Annotated in this window: 18 protein-coding genes and 2 tRNA genes; 15 read left to right on the forward strand and 5 right to left on the reverse strand. The window is 36.5% G+C overall.

Annotated features, from left to right (window positions below; all coding sequences use genetic code 11):
* Positions 1-28 precede the first annotated feature (28 nt).
* Positions 29-781, reverse strand: a complete 753-nt coding sequence (locus BUE84_RS22320; RefSeq protein WP_079243554.1) for a nitrilase-related carbon-nitrogen hydrolase — start codon at positions 779-781, stop codon at positions 29-31.
* A 220-nt stretch (positions 782-1001) separates the two neighbouring features.
* Between BUE84_RS22320 and BUE84_RS22325 the strand changes: the two genes are divergently transcribed.
* From BUE84_RS22325 to BUE84_RS22355, 7 genes are all read left to right on the forward strand, one after another.
* Positions 1002-1442, forward strand: a complete 441-nt coding sequence (locus BUE84_RS22325; protein WP_047428734.1) for a DUF6646 family protein — start codon at positions 1002-1004, stop codon at positions 1440-1442.
* A gap of 114 nt (positions 1443-1556) precedes the next feature.
* Positions 1557-3047, forward strand: coding sequence for an RIP metalloprotease RseP (gene rseP / locus BUE84_RS22330; RefSeq protein WP_079243555.1), 1491 nt, complete (start codon positions 1557-1559; stop codon positions 3045-3047).
* Between the two features lie 80 nt (positions 3048-3127).
* Positions 3128-3201, forward strand: a tRNA-Asn gene (locus tag BUE84_RS22335).
* 292 nt (positions 3202-3493) lie between these two features.
* Positions 3494-6676, forward strand: a complete 3183-nt coding sequence (locus BUE84_RS22340) for a S41 family peptidase (RefSeq protein WP_079243556.1) — start codon at positions 3494-3496, stop codon at positions 6674-6676.
* Positions 6677-6739: 63 nt separating this feature from the next.
* Complete coding sequence (locus BUE84_RS22345; RefSeq protein WP_079243557.1) at positions 6740-7459, forward strand: AAA family ATPase; 720 nt, start codon at positions 6740-6742, stop codon at positions 7457-7459.
* A 135-nt stretch (positions 7460-7594) separates the two neighbouring features.
* Positions 7595-7668 (forward strand) — tRNA-Asn (locus BUE84_RS22350).
* Between the two features lie 275 nt (positions 7669-7943).
* Positions 7944-10475 (forward strand): DUF5686 family protein, encoded by a 2532-nt coding sequence (locus tag BUE84_RS22355; protein WP_238594313.1) that lies wholly within the window; start codon positions 7944-7946, stop codon positions 10473-10475.
* Between the two features lie 86 nt (positions 10476-10561).
* Here BUE84_RS22355 and BUE84_RS24500 read toward each other — a convergent pair whose 3' ends face one another.
* The 4 genes from BUE84_RS24500 to rplU all read right to left on the reverse strand — a co-directional run bounded on the left by BUE84_RS24500 (position 10562) and on the right by rplU (position 12120).
* On the reverse strand, positions 10562-10726 hold the full coding sequence (locus BUE84_RS24500) for a hypothetical protein (protein WP_158521392.1): 165 nt from the start codon (positions 10724-10726) through the stop codon (positions 10562-10564).
* Positions 10727-10929: 203 nt separating this feature from the next.
* Complete coding sequence (locus BUE84_RS24505; protein ID WP_158521393.1) at positions 10930-11097, reverse strand: bacteriocin-like protein; 168 nt, start codon at positions 11095-11097, stop codon at positions 10930-10932.
* Positions 11098-11271: 174 nt separating this feature from the next.
* Entirely contained in the window at positions 11272-11529 is a 258-nt protein-coding gene (rpmA, locus tag BUE84_RS22360) for a 50S ribosomal protein L27 (protein ID WP_002984034.1), read from the reverse strand.
* A 12-nt stretch (positions 11530-11541) separates the two neighbouring features.
* A complete protein-coding gene (rplU, locus tag BUE84_RS22365; protein ID WP_079243558.1) occupies positions 11542-12120 on the reverse strand; it encodes a 50S ribosomal protein L21 in 579 nt (192 codons plus the stop codon).
* A gap of 184 nt (positions 12121-12304) precedes the next feature.
* Between rplU and BUE84_RS22370 the strand changes: the two genes are divergently transcribed.
* The 8 genes from BUE84_RS22370 (at position 12305) to BUE84_RS22405 (ending at position 22366) form a co-directional block, all read left to right on the forward strand.
* Positions 12305-13192, forward strand: coding sequence for a metalloprotease (locus BUE84_RS22370; RefSeq protein WP_079243559.1), 888 nt, complete (start codon positions 12305-12307; stop codon positions 13190-13192).
* Between the two features lie 144 nt (positions 13193-13336).
* On the forward strand, positions 13337-14425 hold the full coding sequence (locus BUE84_RS22375) for an acyltransferase family protein (protein ID WP_079243560.1): 1089 nt from the start codon (positions 13337-13339) through the stop codon (positions 14423-14425).
* Between the two features lie 75 nt (positions 14426-14500).
* Positions 14501-15079 (forward strand): tRNA-(ms[2]io[6]A)-hydroxylase, encoded by a 579-nt coding sequence (locus tag BUE84_RS22380; RefSeq protein WP_079243561.1) that lies wholly within the window; start codon positions 14501-14503, stop codon positions 15077-15079.
* A gap of 24 nt (positions 15080-15103) precedes the next feature.
* Positions 15104-15721, forward strand: coding sequence for a DUF502 domain-containing protein (locus BUE84_RS22385; RefSeq protein WP_034692765.1), 618 nt, complete (start codon positions 15104-15106; stop codon positions 15719-15721).
* A gap of 95 nt (positions 15722-15816) precedes the next feature.
* A complete protein-coding gene (locus tag BUE84_RS22390; protein WP_034692767.1) occupies positions 15817-17193 on the forward strand; it encodes a tryptophanase in 1377 nt (458 codons plus the stop codon).
* A gap of 344 nt (positions 17194-17537) precedes the next feature.
* A complete protein-coding gene (locus BUE84_RS22395) occupies positions 17538-18614 on the forward strand; it encodes an FAD-dependent monooxygenase (RefSeq protein ID WP_079243562.1) in 1077 nt (358 codons plus the stop codon).
* Positions 18614-19774, forward strand: a complete 1161-nt coding sequence (locus BUE84_RS22400) for a pyridoxal phosphate-dependent aminotransferase (RefSeq protein ID WP_238594314.1) — start codon at positions 18614-18616, stop codon at positions 19772-19774. The genes BUE84_RS22395 and BUE84_RS22400 overlap by 1 nt, the downstream gene beginning before the upstream one ends.
* A gap of 162 nt (positions 19775-19936) precedes the next feature.
* On the forward strand, positions 19937-22366 hold the full coding sequence (locus tag BUE84_RS22405) for a TonB-dependent receptor plug domain-containing protein (RefSeq protein WP_079243564.1): 2430 nt from the start codon (positions 19937-19939) through the stop codon (positions 22364-22366).
* Positions 22367-22406 lie beyond the last annotated feature (40 nt).

A 22406-nucleotide genomic window follows, 5' to 3' on the forward strand; every position in this document is an offset into this window, starting at 1 on the left:
GAAGATCTGCGAAACCTGTGGTAAAATCCTAAAATTCAATAGAAAAAGAATCTCTATCATTCAAAAACTGGAAATGCTTTCTAAAATCGTTCAATTCTTCCATATATAGTTCTGCAGATACAAGATTTCCCTGTTTATGAGAAATTTCTTTTCCATCCCCAAAGAAGCAGTGAGAGCTTTCCTGATAAAACAGATCATTTCCATCGGTCCCGATTCTGTTTAAACCAAATACAAAAGATAAGTTTTCAATAGCTCTGGCTTTTAACAAATGTTCCCATGCTCCTACCCTTTTCTCGGGCCAGTTGGCAACATATAAAATAGCATCATAATCATCATTATTCCTTGCAAATACAGGAAACCGCAGATCATAACATACCTGAAGCAGGAAACGTATTCCTTTATATTCAACAATTACTCTTTCTTTTCCTGGCGTGTACACTTTATCTTCTCCGGAAAAAGAAAACAGGTGTCTTTTATCATAAAAAAATGTTTCACCATAAGGCTTTACAAAGAACATCCTGTTGTAAAAACTTCCGTCCTGTTCTACCGGAGCACTTCCGCAGAATGCTGCATTTTTCTCTTTCGAGATCTTTTTCAAAAACTCCAGTGACTCATTATTTCTGTCCGAAACTTCTGAAGCATCCATACAGAAGCCTGTTGAAAACATTTCAGGAAGAAGAAACAGATCTGCCTCTACATTTTGCAGTTCGTTTTCTATAAGTTTAAAATTATCAGTCTTATTTTTCCAGATGATATCTAAATTAAGCCCTACAACTTTCATCTTTTATTCTTTTTAAATTATTCAAATGTGAAGTATAAAAATACAGCTTTTATCTTTACAAAAGGAGAATTAAATGGTTGAAAAGATGGTTTTTCATACAAAAACCGGGCACTATTTCTTAATAATTTATTAAAGTCAATCATTTTTATACTACTGCCATTCTTTCGGTTTCATTTTTGATAGAGATATTTTTTATTATTACCCTTAAAATTAAAAATTTATGAAGAAATTGTTTTTTATGGTGGCGATCTTCTTTTTTGGCGCTATGGCTAATGCTCAGGCCTGGACAGGAAAGGGAGATCAGAAAATACAACTGGGACTGAGCGCGTGGGGATATGGAACCGGGATCACGGGAACTTACGACTATGGACTCAACAAACTTATTTCAGTAGGAGCCGGGATCAATGGCTACTTCGACAATTATAAAAACAACGATAAGGATAATCGTGTTTTTGTTTTCGGAAGACTGAACTTTCACTTGCAGGAAGCGTTAAATCTTCCTTCCAAATGGGACATCTATCCTGGAGTAGACCTTGGAGTTCTAGGGAGAGACTTTGGAGTGGGAGCTCACATTGGAGCCCGTTATTTCTTCACAGAGAAAATCGGAGTCTTTGCAGAGGTTGGTAATAATGGCAGCCTTGGTGTTTCTTTCAATTTATAATCTTATCATCAAATCGTCTTTAAATATGACAAAGCTTCTTGTTTCGGGGAGCTTTTTTATTTGGCATAGTTTTGATAATTGTTACCTTTGCAAATTAAAATCTAAAATTTATTAATGGAAATAGCAATTAAACTTTTTCAGTTCATTCTGAGCATCTCTATACTTGTGCTTCTTCATGAGCTTGGCCATTTTTTACCGGCAATATGGTTCAAGACCAGAGCAGAGAAGTTTTTCCTGTTTTTTGATCCTTATTTCTCCATATTCTCCATGAAGAAAATCAACGGAAAATGGCAGTATAAATTTTTATCAAAAAACTTACCGGATTCTGAAGTAATAGAGGTTAATGGAAAGAAGGAAGAAGTTCCTATCGATATATCAAAACTTCCGGACAACGACTGGAGAAAACACCCTGAGCAAACCAAATATGGTATCGGATGGCTTCCTTTCGGAGGGTATGTGAAGATTGCAGGAATGGTGGACGAAAGTATGGATACTGCCCAAATGAAAAAACCGGCAGAGCCATGGGAATTCAGATCAAAACCAGCCTGGCAGAGACTGATCATTATGTTGGGAGGGGTTACTGTTAACTTTTTCCTTGCATGGTTAATCTACAGCTGTCTTTCTTTCTTTAACGGAGAAACCTATACGGATATCACAAAATTCAACAACGGTATTGAAGCTACTTCAGCAGGAAAGAAAATGGGATTCCAGAATGGTGACAAAATCATCAGCGTAGACGGAAAACCTGCGGAAAGACTTGAAAATACTTCAATCAATATTCTATTAGGAGATCATGTTACCGTAAACAGAAACGGGCAGGAAGTTACTTTCCCAGTGAATGCAGATGGTGTAGCAGATGTTCTTAAACAGAAAGAAGCCAGACTATATATCACTCCAAGAGTTTCTATGGTTGTTGATTCATTAGCAACTCCTTCTTCTCAGGCATCTGGTCTTGCGAAAGGTGATAAAATTGTAGGAATCAACGGTAAGAAAGCAGCATTCTTTGATGAAGTAAGTGCTCTTTTAAGTGAAAATAAAGGAAAAACAATTTCTGTAGACGTTGAAAGAAATGGAGCTGTACAGACATTACCGGCAGTTTCTGTAGATAAAAACGGAAAACTGGGGATTGCAATTGATACAAAAAGTATTGCAAAAGATATTGTAACGAATAAAAAATATTCTTTCGGAGAAGCTATTCCAAGAGGATTTACAAGAACTATTGAAGCATTAACTACTCAGGTTAAGCAGTTTAAAATTATGTTCAACTCTAAAGTTCAGGGTTATAAGAACGTTGGAGGTCCTATTGCTATTGTAAAGAATATGCCTGTGGATAAAGATGCGGATGGAAGCGTTAAGATCAACTGGGTTGCTTTCTGGAGCTTTACAGCAATGTTCTCTGTATGGTTGGCATTCCTGAACCTTATTCCTATTCCGGGACTTGATGGTGGACACGTTTTATTTACTTTATATGAAATTATTGTAGGGAAACCTGTTCCACAGAAAGTTTTGGAAAACGCACAGATGATTGGAGTTATCTTCCTGTTAGGATTGATGTTACTGATCTTTGGAAGTGACATCTTCAAAGTATTTATGGGTAAATTATAATTTTTTTAAAATTTTTCTTAAAAATATTTGTAGGGTATAAATATTCGTCCTATATTTGCACCACTTAAAACAAAGGACATTCCTCCTTAGCTCAGTTGGTTAGAGCATCTGACTGTTAATCAGAGGGTCGCTGGTTCGAGCCCAGCAGGAGGAGCAAAAAGACTTACAGAAATGTAAGTCTTTTTTTGTGCTTTCATCTGAACAGGCACTGTAATAACCATAAAAAGACAGATATTTGCAACTTATCTTAAGTTTTTATGAAATATTGACCTATTGTATTGAATATCATCTGCCCTTTCAAGTATTTTTCATGTAACGATTTCCCCAATCATCCGACTATTCTTTTTAGGGTAATCGGTATTAAGAAAATCCTCACAAATACGCTCTAAAACGACAAAGAATAATAAAAACCAATATATAGTATTGAATAAATACCCAATTGTACCATGAAGAAAACTATTATTTCGTTATTCACAGCATTTTCTATTATAGGGATTTCGGCGCAGGAAAAGTCTTATTTTTTATCAAGCCCGTCATTGAGTCCTGATGGAAAAACAGCTTACTTCTCTTATGACGGTGATATCTGGAAAGCAGATTCCAATGGAGGAAATGCTTCAAGAATTACCGCACTGGACGGGGAAGAAATCAATCCCCGCCTTTCTCCGGATGGAAAATGGCTTGCATTCAGTTCTAACCAATACGGAAATTATGATGTTTATGTAATGCCCGCGGGAGGCGGAACCATCAAGCAGCTGACTTTCCATACCGGAAGAGACGAAATGGAAAGCTGGGCATGGGACAGTAAAACGATTTATTTTACTTCCACCAGAAATAATAATTTCGGAAGTTTTAAAACGACTATTGAAGGAAAAACTCCAGAAAAACTTTTCAATAATTACTTTAACTATACCAATGGACTTGTGGAAACTCCTGCAGGAGAATATCTTTTCACAAGCTCATCTGAAAGCGCCCACCAGGTACAGAGAAAGCGTTATAAGGGAGAAAATAATCCTGATATTCTCGGATACAATCCAAAAAGCAATTCTTTCAAACAGTACACCAATTATGAAGGAAAAGACTTCAATCCAAGTGTAGATAAAAACGGCATTATCTATTTCATTTCTGATGAAAATAATGGCGAATACAATCTTTATAAAATCGAAAATGGTAAAAAAACTGCTTTAACCCAATTCGATACTTCTATTAAAAAACCTTTTGTTTCAGCCGACGGATCCAAAGTTATTTTTGAAAAAGATTATCAGCTTTATACTTATGATGTAACCTCAAAAAAAACAACTCCACTCAACATCAGCCTGAATACTAATAAAACCCTGGAAAAAGCTCAGAATTTCAATGTGGAAAATAATATTTCCTATTATGATGTATCTCCGGACGGTAAAAAAATGGCGTTCATAAGCCGTGGTATCATATTCGTTTCTGATATTGAAGGAAAGTTTGCCCAACAAGTTTCTGACGGTAAAGAACGTGCTATGGAAGTAAAATGGCTGAAAGACAACCGTACTTTACTTTACAATCAGACTTATAACGGCTATCAAAACTGGTTTACGATTCAGGCAGACGGAAAAGGACAGCCAAAGCAATTAACAGAAGATTTACGAAATAACCGCAGCATCACCCTGAACAGCGACCTTTCAAAAGCCGTTTACTTAAGCGGGAGAGATGAAGTAAGATTGTTGGATTTAAAAAACTTAAAATCTACAACCATTGTGAAGGATGAAATATGGGCTTTCCAAAACTCAAGACCTTCCTTTTCTCCTAATGACGAATATGTATTATTCTCTGCAAAAAGAAACTTCGAACTCGATATCTTCATCTACAATATTAAAAAAGCACAGACTTTAAACCTTACCAACACTGGAGTTTCAGAAGAAGATCCTGTATGGTCTCCAAACGGCAAGTATATTTATTTCACGAGTGACAGAACCAATCCGTCTTACCCTCTAGGCATGCAGAAATCTAACATTTACCGCATGGCCCTGGATTGGTTTGATGAACCTTTTAAATCTGAAAAATTCGACAATCTTTTCACTGAAGAAAAGAAGGAAACAAAATCTTCGGATAAAGAAAAGGATAAAGATAAGAAGGACAAAAAAGGGGAAGACAAGAACAAAGAGAAAAAAGAAGAAAAAGAACCGGTAATCAAAGAGCTGAAAGTAAATCCTGAAGATACTCTGGACAGAATTGAGCTGGTTACCGACCGATATGGATATCAGGATGATCCGACCGTTTTTGCTGATGACAAAAAAGAGATTCTATTATTTAATTCTAATCAGGATAATGGAAAAAGACAATTGTATAAAAAGGTGTTCACTGATTTTGAGCCCGCCAAATCTGAAAAAGTTTTCGATAAAGCAGCTTATTATTTAACCAAAAATGAGAAAAACCTATTCGCTCTGATAGAAGGTAATATCTACAAAACAACTGTAGCTGCATTAAAGCCTGAGAAAATCAATATCCAATATAGCTTTGATAAAGATCTGGCATCAGAATTTACGCAGATGTATGCTGAAGCATGGACAGGTGTGGAAGAAAACTTCTACGATGAAAAATTCCATGGTATCGACTGGAAAGCCAAAAAGGAGCAGTATGCAAAGTACCTTCCGTATGTAAATAACAGAAATGATCTGCGAATTTTATTGAATGATCTTCTGGGCGAGCTTAATTCTTCACATACCGGATTTTCATCTACTGGAAAAGAGGAAACCGTATTCCTGAACTATTTCACCAACGAAACCGGAATTATCTTCAAAAAAGACCAGCCTTACACGGTAGAAAGCATTGTGAGAAAATCTCCCGCTTACCGTTCAGGAGTTGACATCAAACCTGGCGATCAACTGACTTCTGTCAACGGAAAGAAGATTGATCAAAACGAAAATATCGAAACCTATTTCACAAGCCCTAAAAAACAAGATGAACTTGTTCTTACCTTTAATCGTGATGGTAAAATTGTAACAACCAAAGTACATCCGATTTCTAATGGAGAATTAAAAGGATTGCTTTACGATGATTGGATCTATAACAATCATCAGCGTGTTGACAAGCTTAGCAACAACCGTATTGCCTACTCTTGCATGAAAAACATGTCCACTGACGAGCTGGACCGATTCCTTCTGGATATGGTAGAACAGGAGAACAGAAAGGACGCTGTTATTCTCGATTTACGCTACAACACCGGTGGAAATGTTCATGACAAAGTATTAAATTTCCTTTCTCAGAGACCTTATCTGCAATGGAAATACCGTGAAGGGAAAATAACAACACAACCGAACTTCGCTCCTTCCGGAAAACCTGTTGTTCTTTTGATTAATGAAGCTTCATTAAGTGACGCTGAAATGACAGCAGCCGGATTCAAAGCTCTAAAGTTGGGTAAAATTATCGGTCAGGATACTTATCGATGGATTATTTTCACTTCAGCAAAAGGCTTGGTAGACGGATCTTCTTATAGACTTCCTTCATGGGGAACTTACACATTAGACGGACAGAATCTTGAAAAAACAGGTGTAAAACCTGATATTTATGTTAAAAACACCTTTATGGACCGTCTTCAGAACAATGATCCACAACTGGAAAGAGCTGTTCAGGAAATACTTAAGGATTTGAAGAAATAAAGACTAGTTCCTATTTTTTGCACATATTTTGCTTGATAAGGGTAATAATTTTTATCAAGCAAAATGCCTTATTTATCCAGAATTTATTTAAAAGATAATTGTCCACAAGACTTCCCCTTCACCCTGCCTTTTTTGCGCAAGGGTCTAGATATAAGGCTAAAAAGCAATGTTACTTTTTTTGTTGGCGAAAATGGAATTGGAAAATCCACTCTGCTTGAAGCCATTGCAGACAAGTGTAATTTCAATGTTGCCGGAGGAAATCGCAATCATAATTACAACTTTCATAAAACAGAATCGATGCTGTCGGAATATCTTACTCTTTCCTGGCATCATAAAACTTCTCAAGGTTTTTTCATGAGGGCTGAAAGTTTTTTCAACTTTGCGACCTATATTGATGAAGTTGCTGAAGAGGACCAAAGAGTTCTGGAAGCCTATGGAGGGAAATCTTTACACCAACAGTCCCATGGTGAAGCATTTTTATCATTATTCCATAACCATTTTCAACACGGAATTTATCTTCTTGATGAACCGGAAGCCGCTTTATCACCACAAAGGCAACTTTCCTTACTCTCTATTATTCACAAATTAGAAAAAACAGGGAAGGCTCAGTTTATAATTTCAAGCCATTCTCCGATCTTAATGAGTTATCCGACTGCAGAAATTTATCTGCTTGATAATAAAATTCAAAAAACACACTATAAAGAAACAGAGCACTATCAGCTCACAAAGAATTTTTTGGAATCACCAGAACGCTATTTTCAACATTTATTTGAAGACATCTAGCTTTACCTGAAATTTTCTGAAAATATTTCTTATTGAATTTCAATACATTTAGTTAAAAACTATTAAGAATAAAGGATAAAACTTGCTTGGTACGGATATTCCTATTATATTTGCACCACTTAAAACAAAGGAAATTCCTCCTTAGCTCAGTTGGTTAGAGCATCTGACTGTTAATCAGAGGGTCGCTGGTTCGAGCCCAGCAGGAGGAGCAAAAAAGACTTACAGAAATGTAAGTCTTTTTTTATTTTATAAATCTTAAAACAGCATCTGAATATGCTATAGAGATAGCGGCTTATGCTCTCTTTTAATTCCCTGATTATTATATTTTAAGCATTAAAACTTTCCGATTAATTTTTAACCTGTACATATATTATTTTCGTTACTTTTGTCGTTTTATAGGATAGAATAAAAATATTTTATTTTTTTACCTATTTTTTAAATAAACTGCATGCTTTTTGTTTATGATAATTGCCTGAAGAAACGAATGATGTTAAACAATAATTCCCAAAAACACTATCTTTTATTTTTCTTTCTGATTCTCACCGGTTCCGTATGCGCTCAAAACAAAGCGAGCGGTAAGGTAGTTGACGAAAAGAACAGTAAAGAACTCAATAAAGTTGATATCTTTATCAACGACAGTAAAACACCTGTCCTGACGACAACTTCAGGCAGTTTCATCATTCAGTCTGATAGCATCATTCATCAGTTAAAATTTTCCAGAAAAAATTACACTACAGAAACCCTTGATATCACTCCCGAAAATGCTGACAATATTTTCGTACAGCTTTCGCAGGCCAAAGTAAGTGATATTCAGGAAATTGTTCTTCAAAGTGGTAAAACAAAATATAAGAACAAGAAAGAAAACCCGGCCTATGCGATTATGCAGAAAGTCTGGGCTCAAAAAAGGAATAACGGACTTGAGAAGTTCGATACCTATTCGTATAAAGAATACGAAAAAACACAGTTTGATCTGAACAATCTTGACAGTGCGTTCATGAAGAAAAAGATTTTCAACAAACTGGATTTTATTTTTGACTATGCAGATTCTACAGCAAGCGGAAGATTAGGCCTCCCTATTTTCATCAATGAAGCCGTTTATGAGAACTTTGGTAAAAACAGACCTGATAAGGATAGCAAAAGAACATTAGTTGCTCAAAAGACCTCAGGTTTTCAGGACAATCAGGTGATTACGGTTTCTGCTAAAAACTTATATCGTGATATTAATATCTACGACAATACTTTAAATTATTTCGATATTGGCTTCCAGAGTCCCGTGGGAACAGATGGCTTCAGCACCTATGATTATAGTCTTATGGACACCATTACGATTCGTGGGGAAAAAGCCTTCCAGATAAGGTATCAGCCTAAGAGAAAAGATATCCTTGCATTCCAGGGAAATCTTTATATTGATACAGATACCTATGCTGTTTTAGGAGCAACATTGAAGTCAACACAAAAAATCAATGTCAACTTTGTCAACAGCGTGTATACTCAGGTGGAATACGACAACCCTGATGACGCTACATTTCTTCCTAAAAAACTGATTACTGAATTTGAAATGAGCCCTTTTTCAAAAAAGAAAGGCGCCAAGAGTATCATAGCCAAAAGATCGGTAGATTATTCCGAGTATCAATTCAACAAGCCTCTTGATCCTAAAGTATTCAAACGTACCGAAGAAGAATACGAAGACAAGTTCACCAATAAAGACGATGCATATTGGACTAAAGCCAGACCTGACACTTTATCTAAAGCCGAACAGGGTGTTTATAATATGCTTGACCAGCTTCAGCAGACTCCGAAATTCAACCGAATGGTAAAACTGTTTGAAACACTTGGTTCAAGGTATTATAATGCCTTTAAAGGAATAGATATTGGTCCTATTTTCTCAATTTACGGAAGAAATGAAGTAGAAGGGGACAGGATAAGATTAGGAGCAAGAACCTATTTCGGATTGAATGATACCTGGAGAGCTCAGTTTTATACAGCGTATGGGTTCAAAGATCAACAGTTTAAATATGGAGTGGAAGCAAGATATATGTTCAATAAGCTTAACCGCTTTATGATTGGAGCAGGCACCAGCAGAGATATTGTTCAGCTTGGGGGACAGCTTACAGCAGGTGATGGTGTTACGCCGCAATCTTCATCTACCAGTACCTTTTTTGCAAGAGGAGAAAACATTTCTTTAAGTTCCGTAAACAAAACAAGCGTTTTTGCAGCTATTGAACCATGGAAGAACTTCCAGATAAGAGTAGATGGAGTGATGCAGAGTATTAAGTCTGCTATTCCTGAGAAATTCAATCTGATGTATTATAAAGACGGGCAGTTGAGACAAACAGTTAATGACTCGCACGTTACCATCAGTTTAATAGCCAAACCTGGTGCAAAATTCTCACAAACTGGTATTGACCGTTACCAAGCCAGAAACTTAGCTCCAACTATTGTTTTAAGATATACACGAGGAATTGAAGGATTATTTAATGCCGATTTCAATTATGACAAACTTCAATTCATGCTTTATAAGCCGTTTTTAATTGGAAGTATGGGAAAATTAGTGGTTAATTTCGAAGCTGGAAAGAACTTCAATACAGTTCCTTTGGCATTACAGAATATTATTCCGGCAAACCTTTCCTATGGTTTGGTACCGAATACTTTCTCTCAGCTTAATTATTATGAGTTTGTGACGGATGCGTATACGACTCTTCAATTAGAACATCATTTTAACGGTAAGATCCTTTCTTACATTCCTTTGATTAAAAAACTGAAACTGAGAGAAGTTGCATTTATCAGAGGAGCCTATGGTACATTAAGTGATGCTTCCAAAGCAATTAATGTAGAAGGTTTTAAATATTCTGCACCAAGCGAACATATCTATTATGAATATGGATTCGGGATTGAAAATATAGGAATTGGAAACCTTAGAATCTTCAGAGTGGATTTCAACTGGAGAGGAAATTATCTGGACAGACCTGATATTTCTAAATTCGGGGTTAAAGCAGGATTCCAGGTAGGATTTTAAACGGAACATAATATAAAACAGGTTCGGCGGCTTCTTTGAAGCCGCCGAACTTTTATTTTCAGCTTTATAAAAATCTGAAATGAAGATTAAAAGCATTCGCAAGGCTCTTCTACATCAAGAAGGCAACGCATTTTTTGCTCTGGAGTCATCCCACACCAGATGTCACAAGATCTTATTGGCTTTGGTGGACATAGAGCTAAAGCCGTTCCTCCATTGATTTCTTTAAGACTCTTTTTCGTTAATTTTTTCAAATTTTTCATGATTGTTTAGTTTTATTTGTCGCCTACTCTCTTTGCTTTTCGGCTTCCGCAATGATTCCTTATTGGTTTACGGACAAATATATCAATATTTCACTTAATGGAGATATCATTTAACGTTTTTTAATTATAAAAAAGCTGAACACTATTTACAGGTTCAGCTCTACTTGTTAAGATTCTTTTTATAATTTCTGATACTATTCAAAACATTCTGCACATGGCTGAGAAAGCATGCAGTGTGATTTCTGCCATGGAGACCATCTGCACCATTCATCACAGGACTGAAACATGGAAGGACACTCTGCTGCAACACCTCCGGTTACTTCTTTTAAATTCTTTCTGGTTAATTTTCTTACATTTTTCATGGATATTTCGTTTTAATATAGGCCTACTCTTTTGCTTTTCGGCTATTGCAACTGATTCAAAACTGAACAGTTAACAAATATAAAATATTTCACGAATAAATGAAGACTTTGAAAACCAGCCAATAAAAAAACCTCAGTAAAAACTGAGGTTTTAATTTTTATAAAACGCTTAAATTATGCGTTTGGCTCTACAGATACGAAAGATCTGTTGTTTGCTTTCTTTCTGAAAACTACTTTACCATCTACTAATGCAAACAAAGTGTGATCTTTACCGATTCCCACGTTATCACCTGGGTGGTGCTGAGTACCTCTTTGTCTAACAATAATATTTCCGGCAATAGCTTCTTGTCCTCCGAAAATCTTCACACCTAATCTTTTAGAGTGAGACTCTCTACCGTTCTTGGAACTACCGACTCCTTTCTTGTGTGCCATTTTATTACTGGATTATTTATTAAGTGCTTTAAATTGATCGATATTCTTAATGATAGCAGCATCTACTTCTTCGTGAGTAAGAATATTCTTTTCTAATTCAACTTTAACTGCTTTACCTAAAGTAATTAAAGTTTCTCTGTTCTCCTTAGACTGAGACAAGTTGTTTTTCTTTAAGTGATAGTTCAATTCATGATCTTCACCAAAGTTAACAGTTGCGTTGTCTGAAAGAACTTCACCTTTCACAGTTTCTTTTTTAGCAGCAGCTTTTTTAGCTACACCTTCAAAACCTGTAATACCAGTGATTACGATTTGAGTTAAAGATTGTCTGTGACCGTTTTTCACTTTGTAACCTTTTCTTCTTTTCTTTTTGAAAACGATTACTTTATCAGCTTTAACGTGGTCAAGGATCTCTGCTTCTACAGTGATTCCGTTTACAGCTGGGGCGCCTACAGTGATTGCACCGTTTACAGTAAGAAGAACTTTATCGAAAGAAACTTTTCCTCCTTTATCTCCTTTTAAACGGTTTACAAACAACTTCTGGTCTTGCTCAACTTTGTATTGAAGCCCTGCTATTTCTACAATTGCAAACATTGTTTATAAATTTTTAGTTATTTCGAGGTGCAAATATACATATAAATTTCTAATTAGCTTACAATCAAAGCAATGTTTTTTTAATTAAAATCCTATTCACTATGTTTTGAATAATTTTTTTCAATAATGTACTCACACTTAAGAGATAATTTCATACCTTCGTTTTACCAAATTGAATTTATATATGAAAAGAAACTTTAATCTCTGCTTACTAGCAGGCGCCATTGCTGTTACTTCATTAACAGCATGTAGTGATGACCAAATGGACAACAATGTTCAACCTCAGCAAGAAGCACTCAGTGCAAAAATTGATCAGCCCGGGGATCTTGAAAAAATCTGTTCTTATGTAGACAACAACTGGAGTACTAATTCAGTTTTACTGACAGGGCTTCAAAACTCCACAGACACCAATTTTATGAATACACAAATGACTAAAATTGCAAGTATGTGGGGAAGAAGCAATCCTCTTCTGAGATTTGTAAATGACCCTACTAATTTTAATTCTACCTACAATGCTATATCTTATGGCAATGGAAGAATTTATTACGGCTATGCTATCTATTATGATGCAAAAGCTAAAGGCGGTGATATTGTAAACGCAATGATCCTTGCCCATGAGTACGGGCATCAACTGCAGTACATCTTCAATCTCCCTTCTGTATCAGAATCAACGTACAGACCAAACGAGCTTGAAGCCGACGGTTTTGCCGGATACTATTTGAGAAGACCTAATGGATACAATAAAACCAGCTTCGCAGAAATTGCAGCAGCTTATGAATTTGCTCAAAGCATTGGCGACTATCAGACAACCAATGTAAACCATCACGGAACACCTGCACAGAGAAGATCAGCAGTTCGTTTAGGATTCCTTTTAGGACAGTATGATCTTAATGCATCCAATTTCGATTACAACTTTTTCTATTACTATCAGGGAGTATTAAATGGTACTTACAAGATGGCTAAAAACACTGTAAATCCAGAAATTGACGCATACATGAGTCAATATATTGATGAGCTTAGAAAAATTCAGTCAGGAGAAATTTCTGCAGAAGAATTTAAACATCTTCAATAAACGAGAACATTCATTTTTAGCATATTTAAGAAAGGAGGCGGGCAGTATGTACCGCCCCTTTTTTTGTTTTTAAAAGCTTTTATATTTTAACCAATCAATTTCTTTGTATTTTTGAAACAGCAAAAAAACACCCAAATAACTATAATGAACAGAGATCTCTACATTGATTTTGCCAAGGGACTGGCAACACTCTCCATCATATTTATCCATACAGCATTTTGGTCTGGGCAATTTTATATTCCCGCAGAGGTAAGAGTTTTCTCTCTCGTTTTCGATGTAGCCCTTTTTTATGCACTCAGCGGTATTACTTCGGGAGCCAATATTGAAAAAACATTATACCGTCTTCTGAAGCTTCAGATTACCTATATGATTTTTGTGACTTTTCTGTTCTTTTTAGATTACTTTTTTAAAGTGTTTGGCCTGAGTTTCTTTTCTACGGAATGGCTTCAGAGCTTTTACTCTACATTTGGCTCAAAATATTCTACAACCAGCATTTCTATATACCCTCAATGGGAAAATCTGGGAAACTGGTATCTTCATCAGTACACCAATGCTGATACTTTTCCTGTAGTAATGGGAAGTTTCTGGTATCTTAAAGTATATTATGTACTCACCGTTTTCGGAGTGCTTATCCTAAGATTTTTTCCAAAACATATCAATTGGTTCATTGGACTTTGTATTGCTTTAACCTTATTATTCAACATTTTCCCGGAATATTATCCGACAGGACAGGTGGGATACGTTGCTTTCTATTTTGCTGTATTTTTAATCGGCCACAAAATGCGGGGAAAAAAGATCCCTGCCAAAGCAATACCTGTATTATATGGACTTATAGGAGTAGCACTTATATGGATGTTCTGGTACTATGGAGGAGACATCTTCTATAAAATCAACAAAAATAAATTTCCGCCAAAAATCCCTTACATCATCTGGGCATTATTCTCTCTGGCGACCTTATTTGTTCTTTACAACCGATTGAAAATAACAAAAGAAAACTTCATTACCTATATCGGAAAGAACGCTATTTTCTTCTATTTTGCGCAGGGAATCAGCTCTTCGATTGTCTATTTTCTGGTCGTTCCATTAAAAGAAAATATGCCTTGGTGGCTTTTGATGCTCATTATTTATGGAATTAATATCATTTTAGCTTTTATTATTTCTGCAGGATTGAAAAAAGTAGATGCCACGGGTTGGAATATTCTGGAATTCTTAAGAAAAAAGACCGCATCTTAAGACTTTAAGGATCAAATTGAAATTAAAGTCACATTTCTTATCTCAATTTGTTTAAATTTACAAAAATTTTACAACATGTTTAAGTTGAAACTACCCACCGATCCAAGGTGGGCAAATATTGCAGAAGGAAACATTGGAGAAATTTTAACGGATCATGCCTGGTGCGAGCAAAAAGCAGCTACCAATGCTATAGGCCTGATCACGATGCTTCCGGAATATCCTGAGATTGTAACCGAACTTCTTGCCATTGCACAAGAGGAACTCGATCACTTCAACCAGGTACACGAGATCATCAAAAAAAGAGGTTTTACTTTTGGAAGAGCAAGAAAAGATGATTACGTGAATGAACTGGCAAAATTTATTATACAGGGAAGCAGAGAAGACCTCATCGTAGACAAAATGCTTTTTGCCGCTATGATTGAAGCCAGAAGCTGTGAAAGATTCAAGGTTCTTACGGAAAATATCAAAGACGAAGAACTTAAGGTTTTCTACAAAGAACTGATGATTTCTGAGGCCAATCATTATACTACTTTCATCGGATTTGCAAGACAGCTCGGAGATCCGGAAAAAGTAAACAAACGTTGGGAAGAATGGCTGGAATATGAAGCCAATATTATTAAATCCTACGGAAATAAAGAAACCATCCACGGTTAAAATAAGAATAGTAAAGAATACACCTTGAAGAAGCCAAGCTTTGAAAATATCGCCAATATGTTCCTGAAAAACTTTTTTCAGGGATTGGTTATCATTGGACCTATCGGGCTTACCATTTTTGTGATCTGGTATATTGTAAGCGCGATTGACAATCTTGTTCCTTCTCTGGCAAAGCAGATTCCTGGGCTTGTATTCGTATCTATTATACTTTTTACCGCTATTTTAGGATATTTAGGAAATAAGTTCGTGGTTGGAAGATTCTTTTTCGATACCATGGACAGCTTACTGGAGAAAACTCCGGGAGTAAAACACATCTACACTCCTACGAAAGATGTCATGTCTTCATTCGTAGGCGACAAGAAAAAATTCAACGATCCTGTATGGGTAAAAACCAACGAGAATCCGGAAATCTGGAGAATCGGATTTTTAACTCAAAAAGAAATGTCGGACGTTGACAAGCATAATTACGTTGCGGTATACCTTCCCCACTCGTACGCCATCTCGGGCTGGGTAATTGTTACTGAAGAAAAAAACATCAAACCTGTAGTGGGAATGACAGCAGCTTCTGCCATGAAGTTTGCAGTGAGCGGCGGTGTAGCCGGATTCCATTCTGATGAAAATATATTTAAGGCTCCGGAATAATCTCTTTTCCTTCCTTATTTATAACATTGATGAATTTTGAAAAATTATTTTCAAGCACATTTTCTTTACAAACAATTTAAAACATAATTTAACTCATGAATTTACCGTACGCGGAACCTTTCCGCATTAAAATGGTGGAAGAAATCTATCAATCCACCAGAGAAGAAAGAGAGCAATGGCTTAAAGAAGCTAATTATAACCTTTTCAACCTAAGATCTTCACATGTTTATATTGACCTGCTTACCGATTCCGGAACAGGAGCCATGTCTGATAAACAATGGTCTGCTTTGATGACCGGAGACGAAAGCTATGCCGGATCACGTTCTTTTGAACAATTACAAAAAACCGTTGAAAAAATCACAGGATTCAAATATTTATTACCAACGCACCAGGGAAGAGCTGCAGAAAACGTTCTTTTCTCAGTATTGGTAAAAGAAGGTGACGTAGTTCCGGGGAACTCACATTTTGACACGACAAAAGGGCATATCGAAATCAGAAAGGCACATGCTATTGATTGTACGATAGACGAAGCTTTTGACATTAATGATCTTCATCCTTTCAAAGGAAATATCAACCTTGAAAAACTTGAAGAAGTTTATAAAAGTCACCCTAAAGAAAACATTCCATTCTGTTTAATTACCATTACTTGTAACTCTTCTGGTGGACAACCTGTTTCTTTGGAAAATATGAAAGCAGTAAAAGCTCTTTCTGACCAATACGGAATCCCGGTATTCTTTGACTCGGCGAGATTTGCAGAGAATGCTTACTTTATCAAAAAAAGAGAAGCAGGACAGGAAAACAGAAGCATTAAGGACATCTGTAAAGAGATTTTCTCTTACGGAGACGGAATGACAATGAGTTCCAAAAAAGATGGTTTAGTAAATATCGGAGGATTCATTGCTTTGAATAATGAAGAAGTCTTCAGAAAAGCATCCAACTTCACGATCATTTACGAAGGTTTCATTACCTATGGAGGAATGGCCGGAAGAGATATGGCAGCATTGGCGGTAGGTCTTGATGAAGCTACTGAATTCGCTTACCTTGAAAGCAGAATTTCTCAGGTTGAATATCTTGGAAATAAGCTGATTGAATATGGAATTCCTGTTCAGAAACCTATCGGAGGACACGCTGTATTCATCGATTCATTAAACTTCCTTCCCAATGTTTCCCGTGAAGAATATCCGGCACAGACCTTAGGACTTGAAATTTATAAGGAAGCAGGAATCAGAACTGTGGAAATCGGAACTTTGTTAGCCGACAGAGATCCTGCAACAAGAGAAAACCGTTATCCGAAGTTAGAACTGGTACGTCTGGCAATCCCTAGAAGAACGTATACCAACAACCATATGGATTATATTGCTGCCGCCATCAAAAACGTATACGAAAGACGTGACGAAATAGCAAAAGGATACAAGATTACGTGGGAACCGGAAATCTTAAGACACTTTACTGTTCAGCTTGAAAAAGCTTAATGATAGAACCGGAATTTTTTCCGGTTTTTTTTATGCCTAAAAACTCAAAGTTTGTTTGCAAAAAACAATCTTATTTCTTAATCCCCTCAAAACAATTCATCACTTAACCAACTAAAAACCATTGTGATATTGAGATCAAACACCTTTTATAAACACATATAAATCAATTATATATTTTTATTACACAGTATATCTTATGCTTTTCGTTTTATTTTTCATGAAATCAAAATCAAATTGACTTATTTTTTGAAATAGTGAAGGTTTTTAATTTTAATTTTGCACTTACCTAAGAGTGATTAAAAAAATACTTAAAAAACCAACCTGAAAAACACTTTATTCCGAAAATGAAGAAAATTGCTGTCGTGGGCGCCGGTATTTCTGGCTTGAGCATGGCGAATTACTTAGAAAAGCACAAGATCGACTACCACATTTACGAAAGGAGAAAAAAAGAAGATCTGGCAGGTCACGGTTTTCTCATTCCACAGGAAGGAATGGATTATCTTTACCAGATTATTAACCCTGAACAGCTTCTCAAGCATGGAAACTTTCTAAAAAAATACATTAAGTATTCTCATACCGGAAAAGTTTTGGCTGAAAAGGAACTGGATCATGTTTTCGCTATTTCAAGACACTCATTAATCAATTTATTAGCCCAAAACATTGCTCCGGAAAAGATAACCTACGAAGAAACCATCATTATTGATGATCTACAGAACGGCAAACTGAAGCTTTCTGGCGGAACTATTATTGATGCCGACATTGCTGTCATCTCTGACGGCTCCAGAAGCCGGATCAGAAAACATCTTTTTAAAGATGAAATAATGAGAGCAGTAAGAGAAAGTGAAGTAGTGAATATCATTCAAAACAAAGAAATTGCAGATTCTGTTGAAAATGATTTTATGAAGTTTCACCATGAAGACGGAGGCCTTACTTTCGGGATTCTTAAACTTTCTGATGATATTGTTCTTTGGTATTCACAGTTTGACAACCAAAAATATATGATCAATGAATGTTCTGTGGAGAACTTAAGAAAATACATGGTTGAAGTTTTTGAAAGCTGGCATCCTCTAGTCCCGGAAATCATCCAAAAATCAGACTATAAAAATGTACATTTATGGAATGTTTATGAACTTGAAAAACTCAATCCATTTTATCAGGAAAACACAGTATTCATAGGCGATGCAGCGCACCCACTGATTCCATTTACCAGTCAGGGAGTCACCTCTGCTTTGAAAGATTCGCTCTTATTAACTAGGCATTTAGTTGAAGAAGAAAATATACAGACCGCTTTCAGTAAGTACGAAGTAGAGAGAAAACCTGAAATCGAGGTTCATATCAACAACGGAAGGATATTACTCAATCAGTTTCTGCTCCCGCTAAGTCAACAAACAGAAAATATTTTACCCATATCTTATAAATAATGATGTTCACCAATAACGATATCAATTTTGAAGCCCTGAAAAGAAAGGCGTATAACGGAAGATGGGCTACGCTCGAAGACGGAATCATTCCTCTTACGGCAGCTGATCCCGACTTCAGAACAGCACCTGAAATAGAACAGGGAATTATTGAATACCTGAAAGACGGTTACCTCAGCTATGGCCCGTTTTCCGGACTTCCTGAGTTTAAGAAAAGCGTTGCGGATCATTTTAACATGGAAAAACATGGAAGTTTCTCACCGGAGAATGTTCTGGCTGTCAACAGTGCTGCCCAGGGAATGTTCCTTATTGCATCTTATGTTCTCAATCCCGGAGATGAAGCCATTATTCTGGATCCTGTAGATTTTCTTTTCAAAAAATCAGTAGAAATTGCTGGTGGTAAGGTAATGCTCTGCCCTGTGGATACGATAACAGGAGAAATTGATTTTGAAAAACTGGTTTCATTAATCAATCCAAAGACTAAACTTATCAGCATATGCAATCCTCACAATCCGCTTGGAAAAGTTTATTCTAAAGAAGTATTGATAAAAGTAGCAGAAATTGCATCCTCTCATGACCTTTGGGTAATGAGTGATGAAATCTGGAGTGATATTATTTATGATCATAAAGACTTTTATACGTATTCTTCCGTTTCGGAGAAGGCAAAGAGAAAGAGTTTTACCGTGTATGGGTTTTCAAAATCATTCGGAATAGCAGGATTAAGAATTGGGGCTGTACTCTGCAATGATCAGGACATTCTTGAAGACTTCACAGAAAAATCCAATTTCAACTCCACAATAGAAGGGGTTTCTACGCTGTCTCAGATTGCCGGAAGTGTAGCACTGGAGAAAGCAAAACCATGGTACAAAGAATTTTTGACTCACTTACAGAGCAACAGAGATCTTGCTTTCAGATTATTAAACCGTTCAGAAATTGTAACCTCTAATCTGCCTGAAGCCACTTTTGTACTGTTTCCAAAGATAGAAAACGGAATGTCCAGTGATGAATTTGCCCAGCACGTCTTAAAACATGGAAAAGTAGCGATTGTTCCCGGATCAGAAAGATGGTTCGGAAAAGGAGCAGAGGGACATATCAGAATTTGCTTTTCTACATCCCAGGAAATTTTAGAAGAAGGAATTAACAGAATCATTACCAGCTTTTAACATTAAAAATTTTAATTAAATTAACATAATAGATTATTATTTTTCCGAATTTATCACAAATCAAAACAAAATTAAGATATCCATACTAAATATTTTATTTTCGTGTTGATTTAAAAATAAATATTGATAATTTTGATTAAATCATCACTCAAAATTATTAATATGAAAATAAAATACATCAGCATTATTTTCCTTGGAGTTTCTGCCTTCTCCTATGCCCAGCAGGTAAAAGATACTTTGAAAGAATCAAAAATTGACGAAGTTGCCATTACCGGGAGCCGAAACAAGAAAAGAACAGTTGTAAACACGCCTGTTCCTATTGATATTATAGACATTAAACAGGTAAGCCAGTCAACGGGACAGGTGGAAATCAACCAGCTTTTACAGTTTTCTGCACCTTCTTTCAACTCCAATAAACAATCAGGATCCGACGGTGCTGATGCTGTAGATCCCGCGACGTTAAGAGGTCTTGGCCCTGACCAGACCTTACTTTTGTTAAATGGAAAAAGATATCACCAGTCTTCATTGATCAATCTTTTCGGAACTAAAGGAAGAGGAAACACCGGATATGATATGAATACCATTCCGATTGGCGCGATAAAAAGAGTGGAAGTTCTTCGTGACGGAGCATCAGCTCAGTACGGCTCTGATGCTATCGCAGGAGTTATCAATGTTATTTTGAATGACAGAGACAAAGGTTTTGAAGGAAATGCTTTTTATGGAATGAATCTTTTCAAAAGCCCCGGAAACAATGATGTTGTATCAGACCATAAAGTGGATGGAAATACCTTTGATTTCAGTGGAAACCTGGGAACTAAAATAGGTTCAAAAGGAGGCTTTGGAAACTTTACGGTAGAATTTATGAACAAAGATTATGCGATACGAAACGCAAATCCTGACATGTATACCGCACCAAGACAACGTTTCGGAGATGCAAAAGCTCAAAATATTTACTTTTTCGGAAATATTGAAGTTCCTTTATCAGACGGACTGAAATTCTATTCCCGCCAAGGATTTTCGCATAGAAATACCAAGGCTTATGCCTGGACCAGAACACCGGATGCAGATGGTAATATTCCTGAAGTTTATCCTACAGGATTTAACCCGATTGAAGACACTAGTATTACAGATTTCACGTTTGACAATGGCTTAAAATTCAAGGTTGCCGATTGGGATGTAGATGTTTACAATGCTTTTGGCAACAACAGATTTACCTACCAGATAGATAATACCATTAATGCAACTTTAGGAGTCAAATCACCTACAAGCTTTAATGCCGGAGGGCATTCATTGCTGCAAAATACAACTGGTTTTAATGCTGTAAAACAGTTTAAAGTACTGGAGGGGCTAAACGTTGCTTTTGGATCAGAATTCAGACATGAAAAATTTGACATTATCAAAGGTGAAGAAGCCTCCTACGCAATGTATGATATCAATGGAAATGTAGTTACAAAAGATACTCCTAAAAATTTATGGGTAACAGTTCCTGGTTCTAACCCTGAACGTTATCGTCCAGGGGGTTCACAAGGGTTTCCCGGCTATTCTACTGATATTGGCAAAAGCAGAAATAATTTTGCCGCCTATGTAGACACCGAATTGGATGTGACTAAAAACTGGATGATAAGCATTGCCGGAAGGTTTGAAAATTATAATGATTTCGGAAGTACTTTAAATGGTAAATTTGCCACAAGATATGCCATTACTCCGCAGTTTGCCTTCAGAGGTTCCATTTCTACAGGATTCAGAGCGCCTTCTCTGGCTCAGAAATACTACAGCCAGCAGTTTACCAATTTTCAAGGTGGTCAATTGGTTACTGTTCAGCTTGCTGCTAATGACAGCAAGCTTGCAAGCAGTTTGGGAATTCAATTGAAACAGGAAACCTCTGTAAACGGGAGTGCTGGATTTACGTTCAATAAAGGAAAATTTACAGCAACTGTTGATGGATATTATATTCAGGTAAAAAACAGAATCGTTCTGACCGGATATTTTGCACAAGCAGACTTGCCGGCAGATGTTCAGGCAGAGAACCCATTTATTGACCAGGTACAGTTCTTCTCTAATGCCATCGACACGAAAACAAAAGGAGTTGATGTGATCTTAAGCTATACAGAAAATATCGGTTCAGGAAAACTGACCGCTACCCTAGCCGGAAACTATAATGATATGGAAATCACAAAAGTGAATACCTCAGAACAACTGGCAGGGAAAGAAGACATTTACCTGAGCTCAAGAGAAAAAGCATTCATTCTTGCTTCTGCTCCGAAGACAAAAGTGAATTTAAACCTTAATTACAGACTCAACAAATTCAATGTAAACCTTCAGATGGTAAGGTTTGATAAAGTAACGCTGATTGGCTATGACGACTCAGAACAGGTATATAATCCAAAAGTTACCACCGATCTTTCTTTCGGATATGAATTCTGTAAGAACCTGAATCTGACTTTAGGTAGTAAAAACCTATTCAACAGATACCCTACTTTACAGACCACTCATGTATCCGACGGAAATACGGAAGCCGGAGGTATTTTTGATCCTGTACAGATGGGATTTGCCGGAAGACAGGTTTTTGCCAGACTTAATTTTAAGTTTTAAGAAATGAGGGAAGCCAGATGATGGAAGTTACATCAGGGAG

It is taken from the genome of Chryseobacterium indologenes (assembly GCF_002025665.1).
Lineage (GTDB): Bacteria > Bacteroidota > Bacteroidia > Flavobacteriales > Weeksellaceae > Chryseobacterium > Chryseobacterium metallicongregator.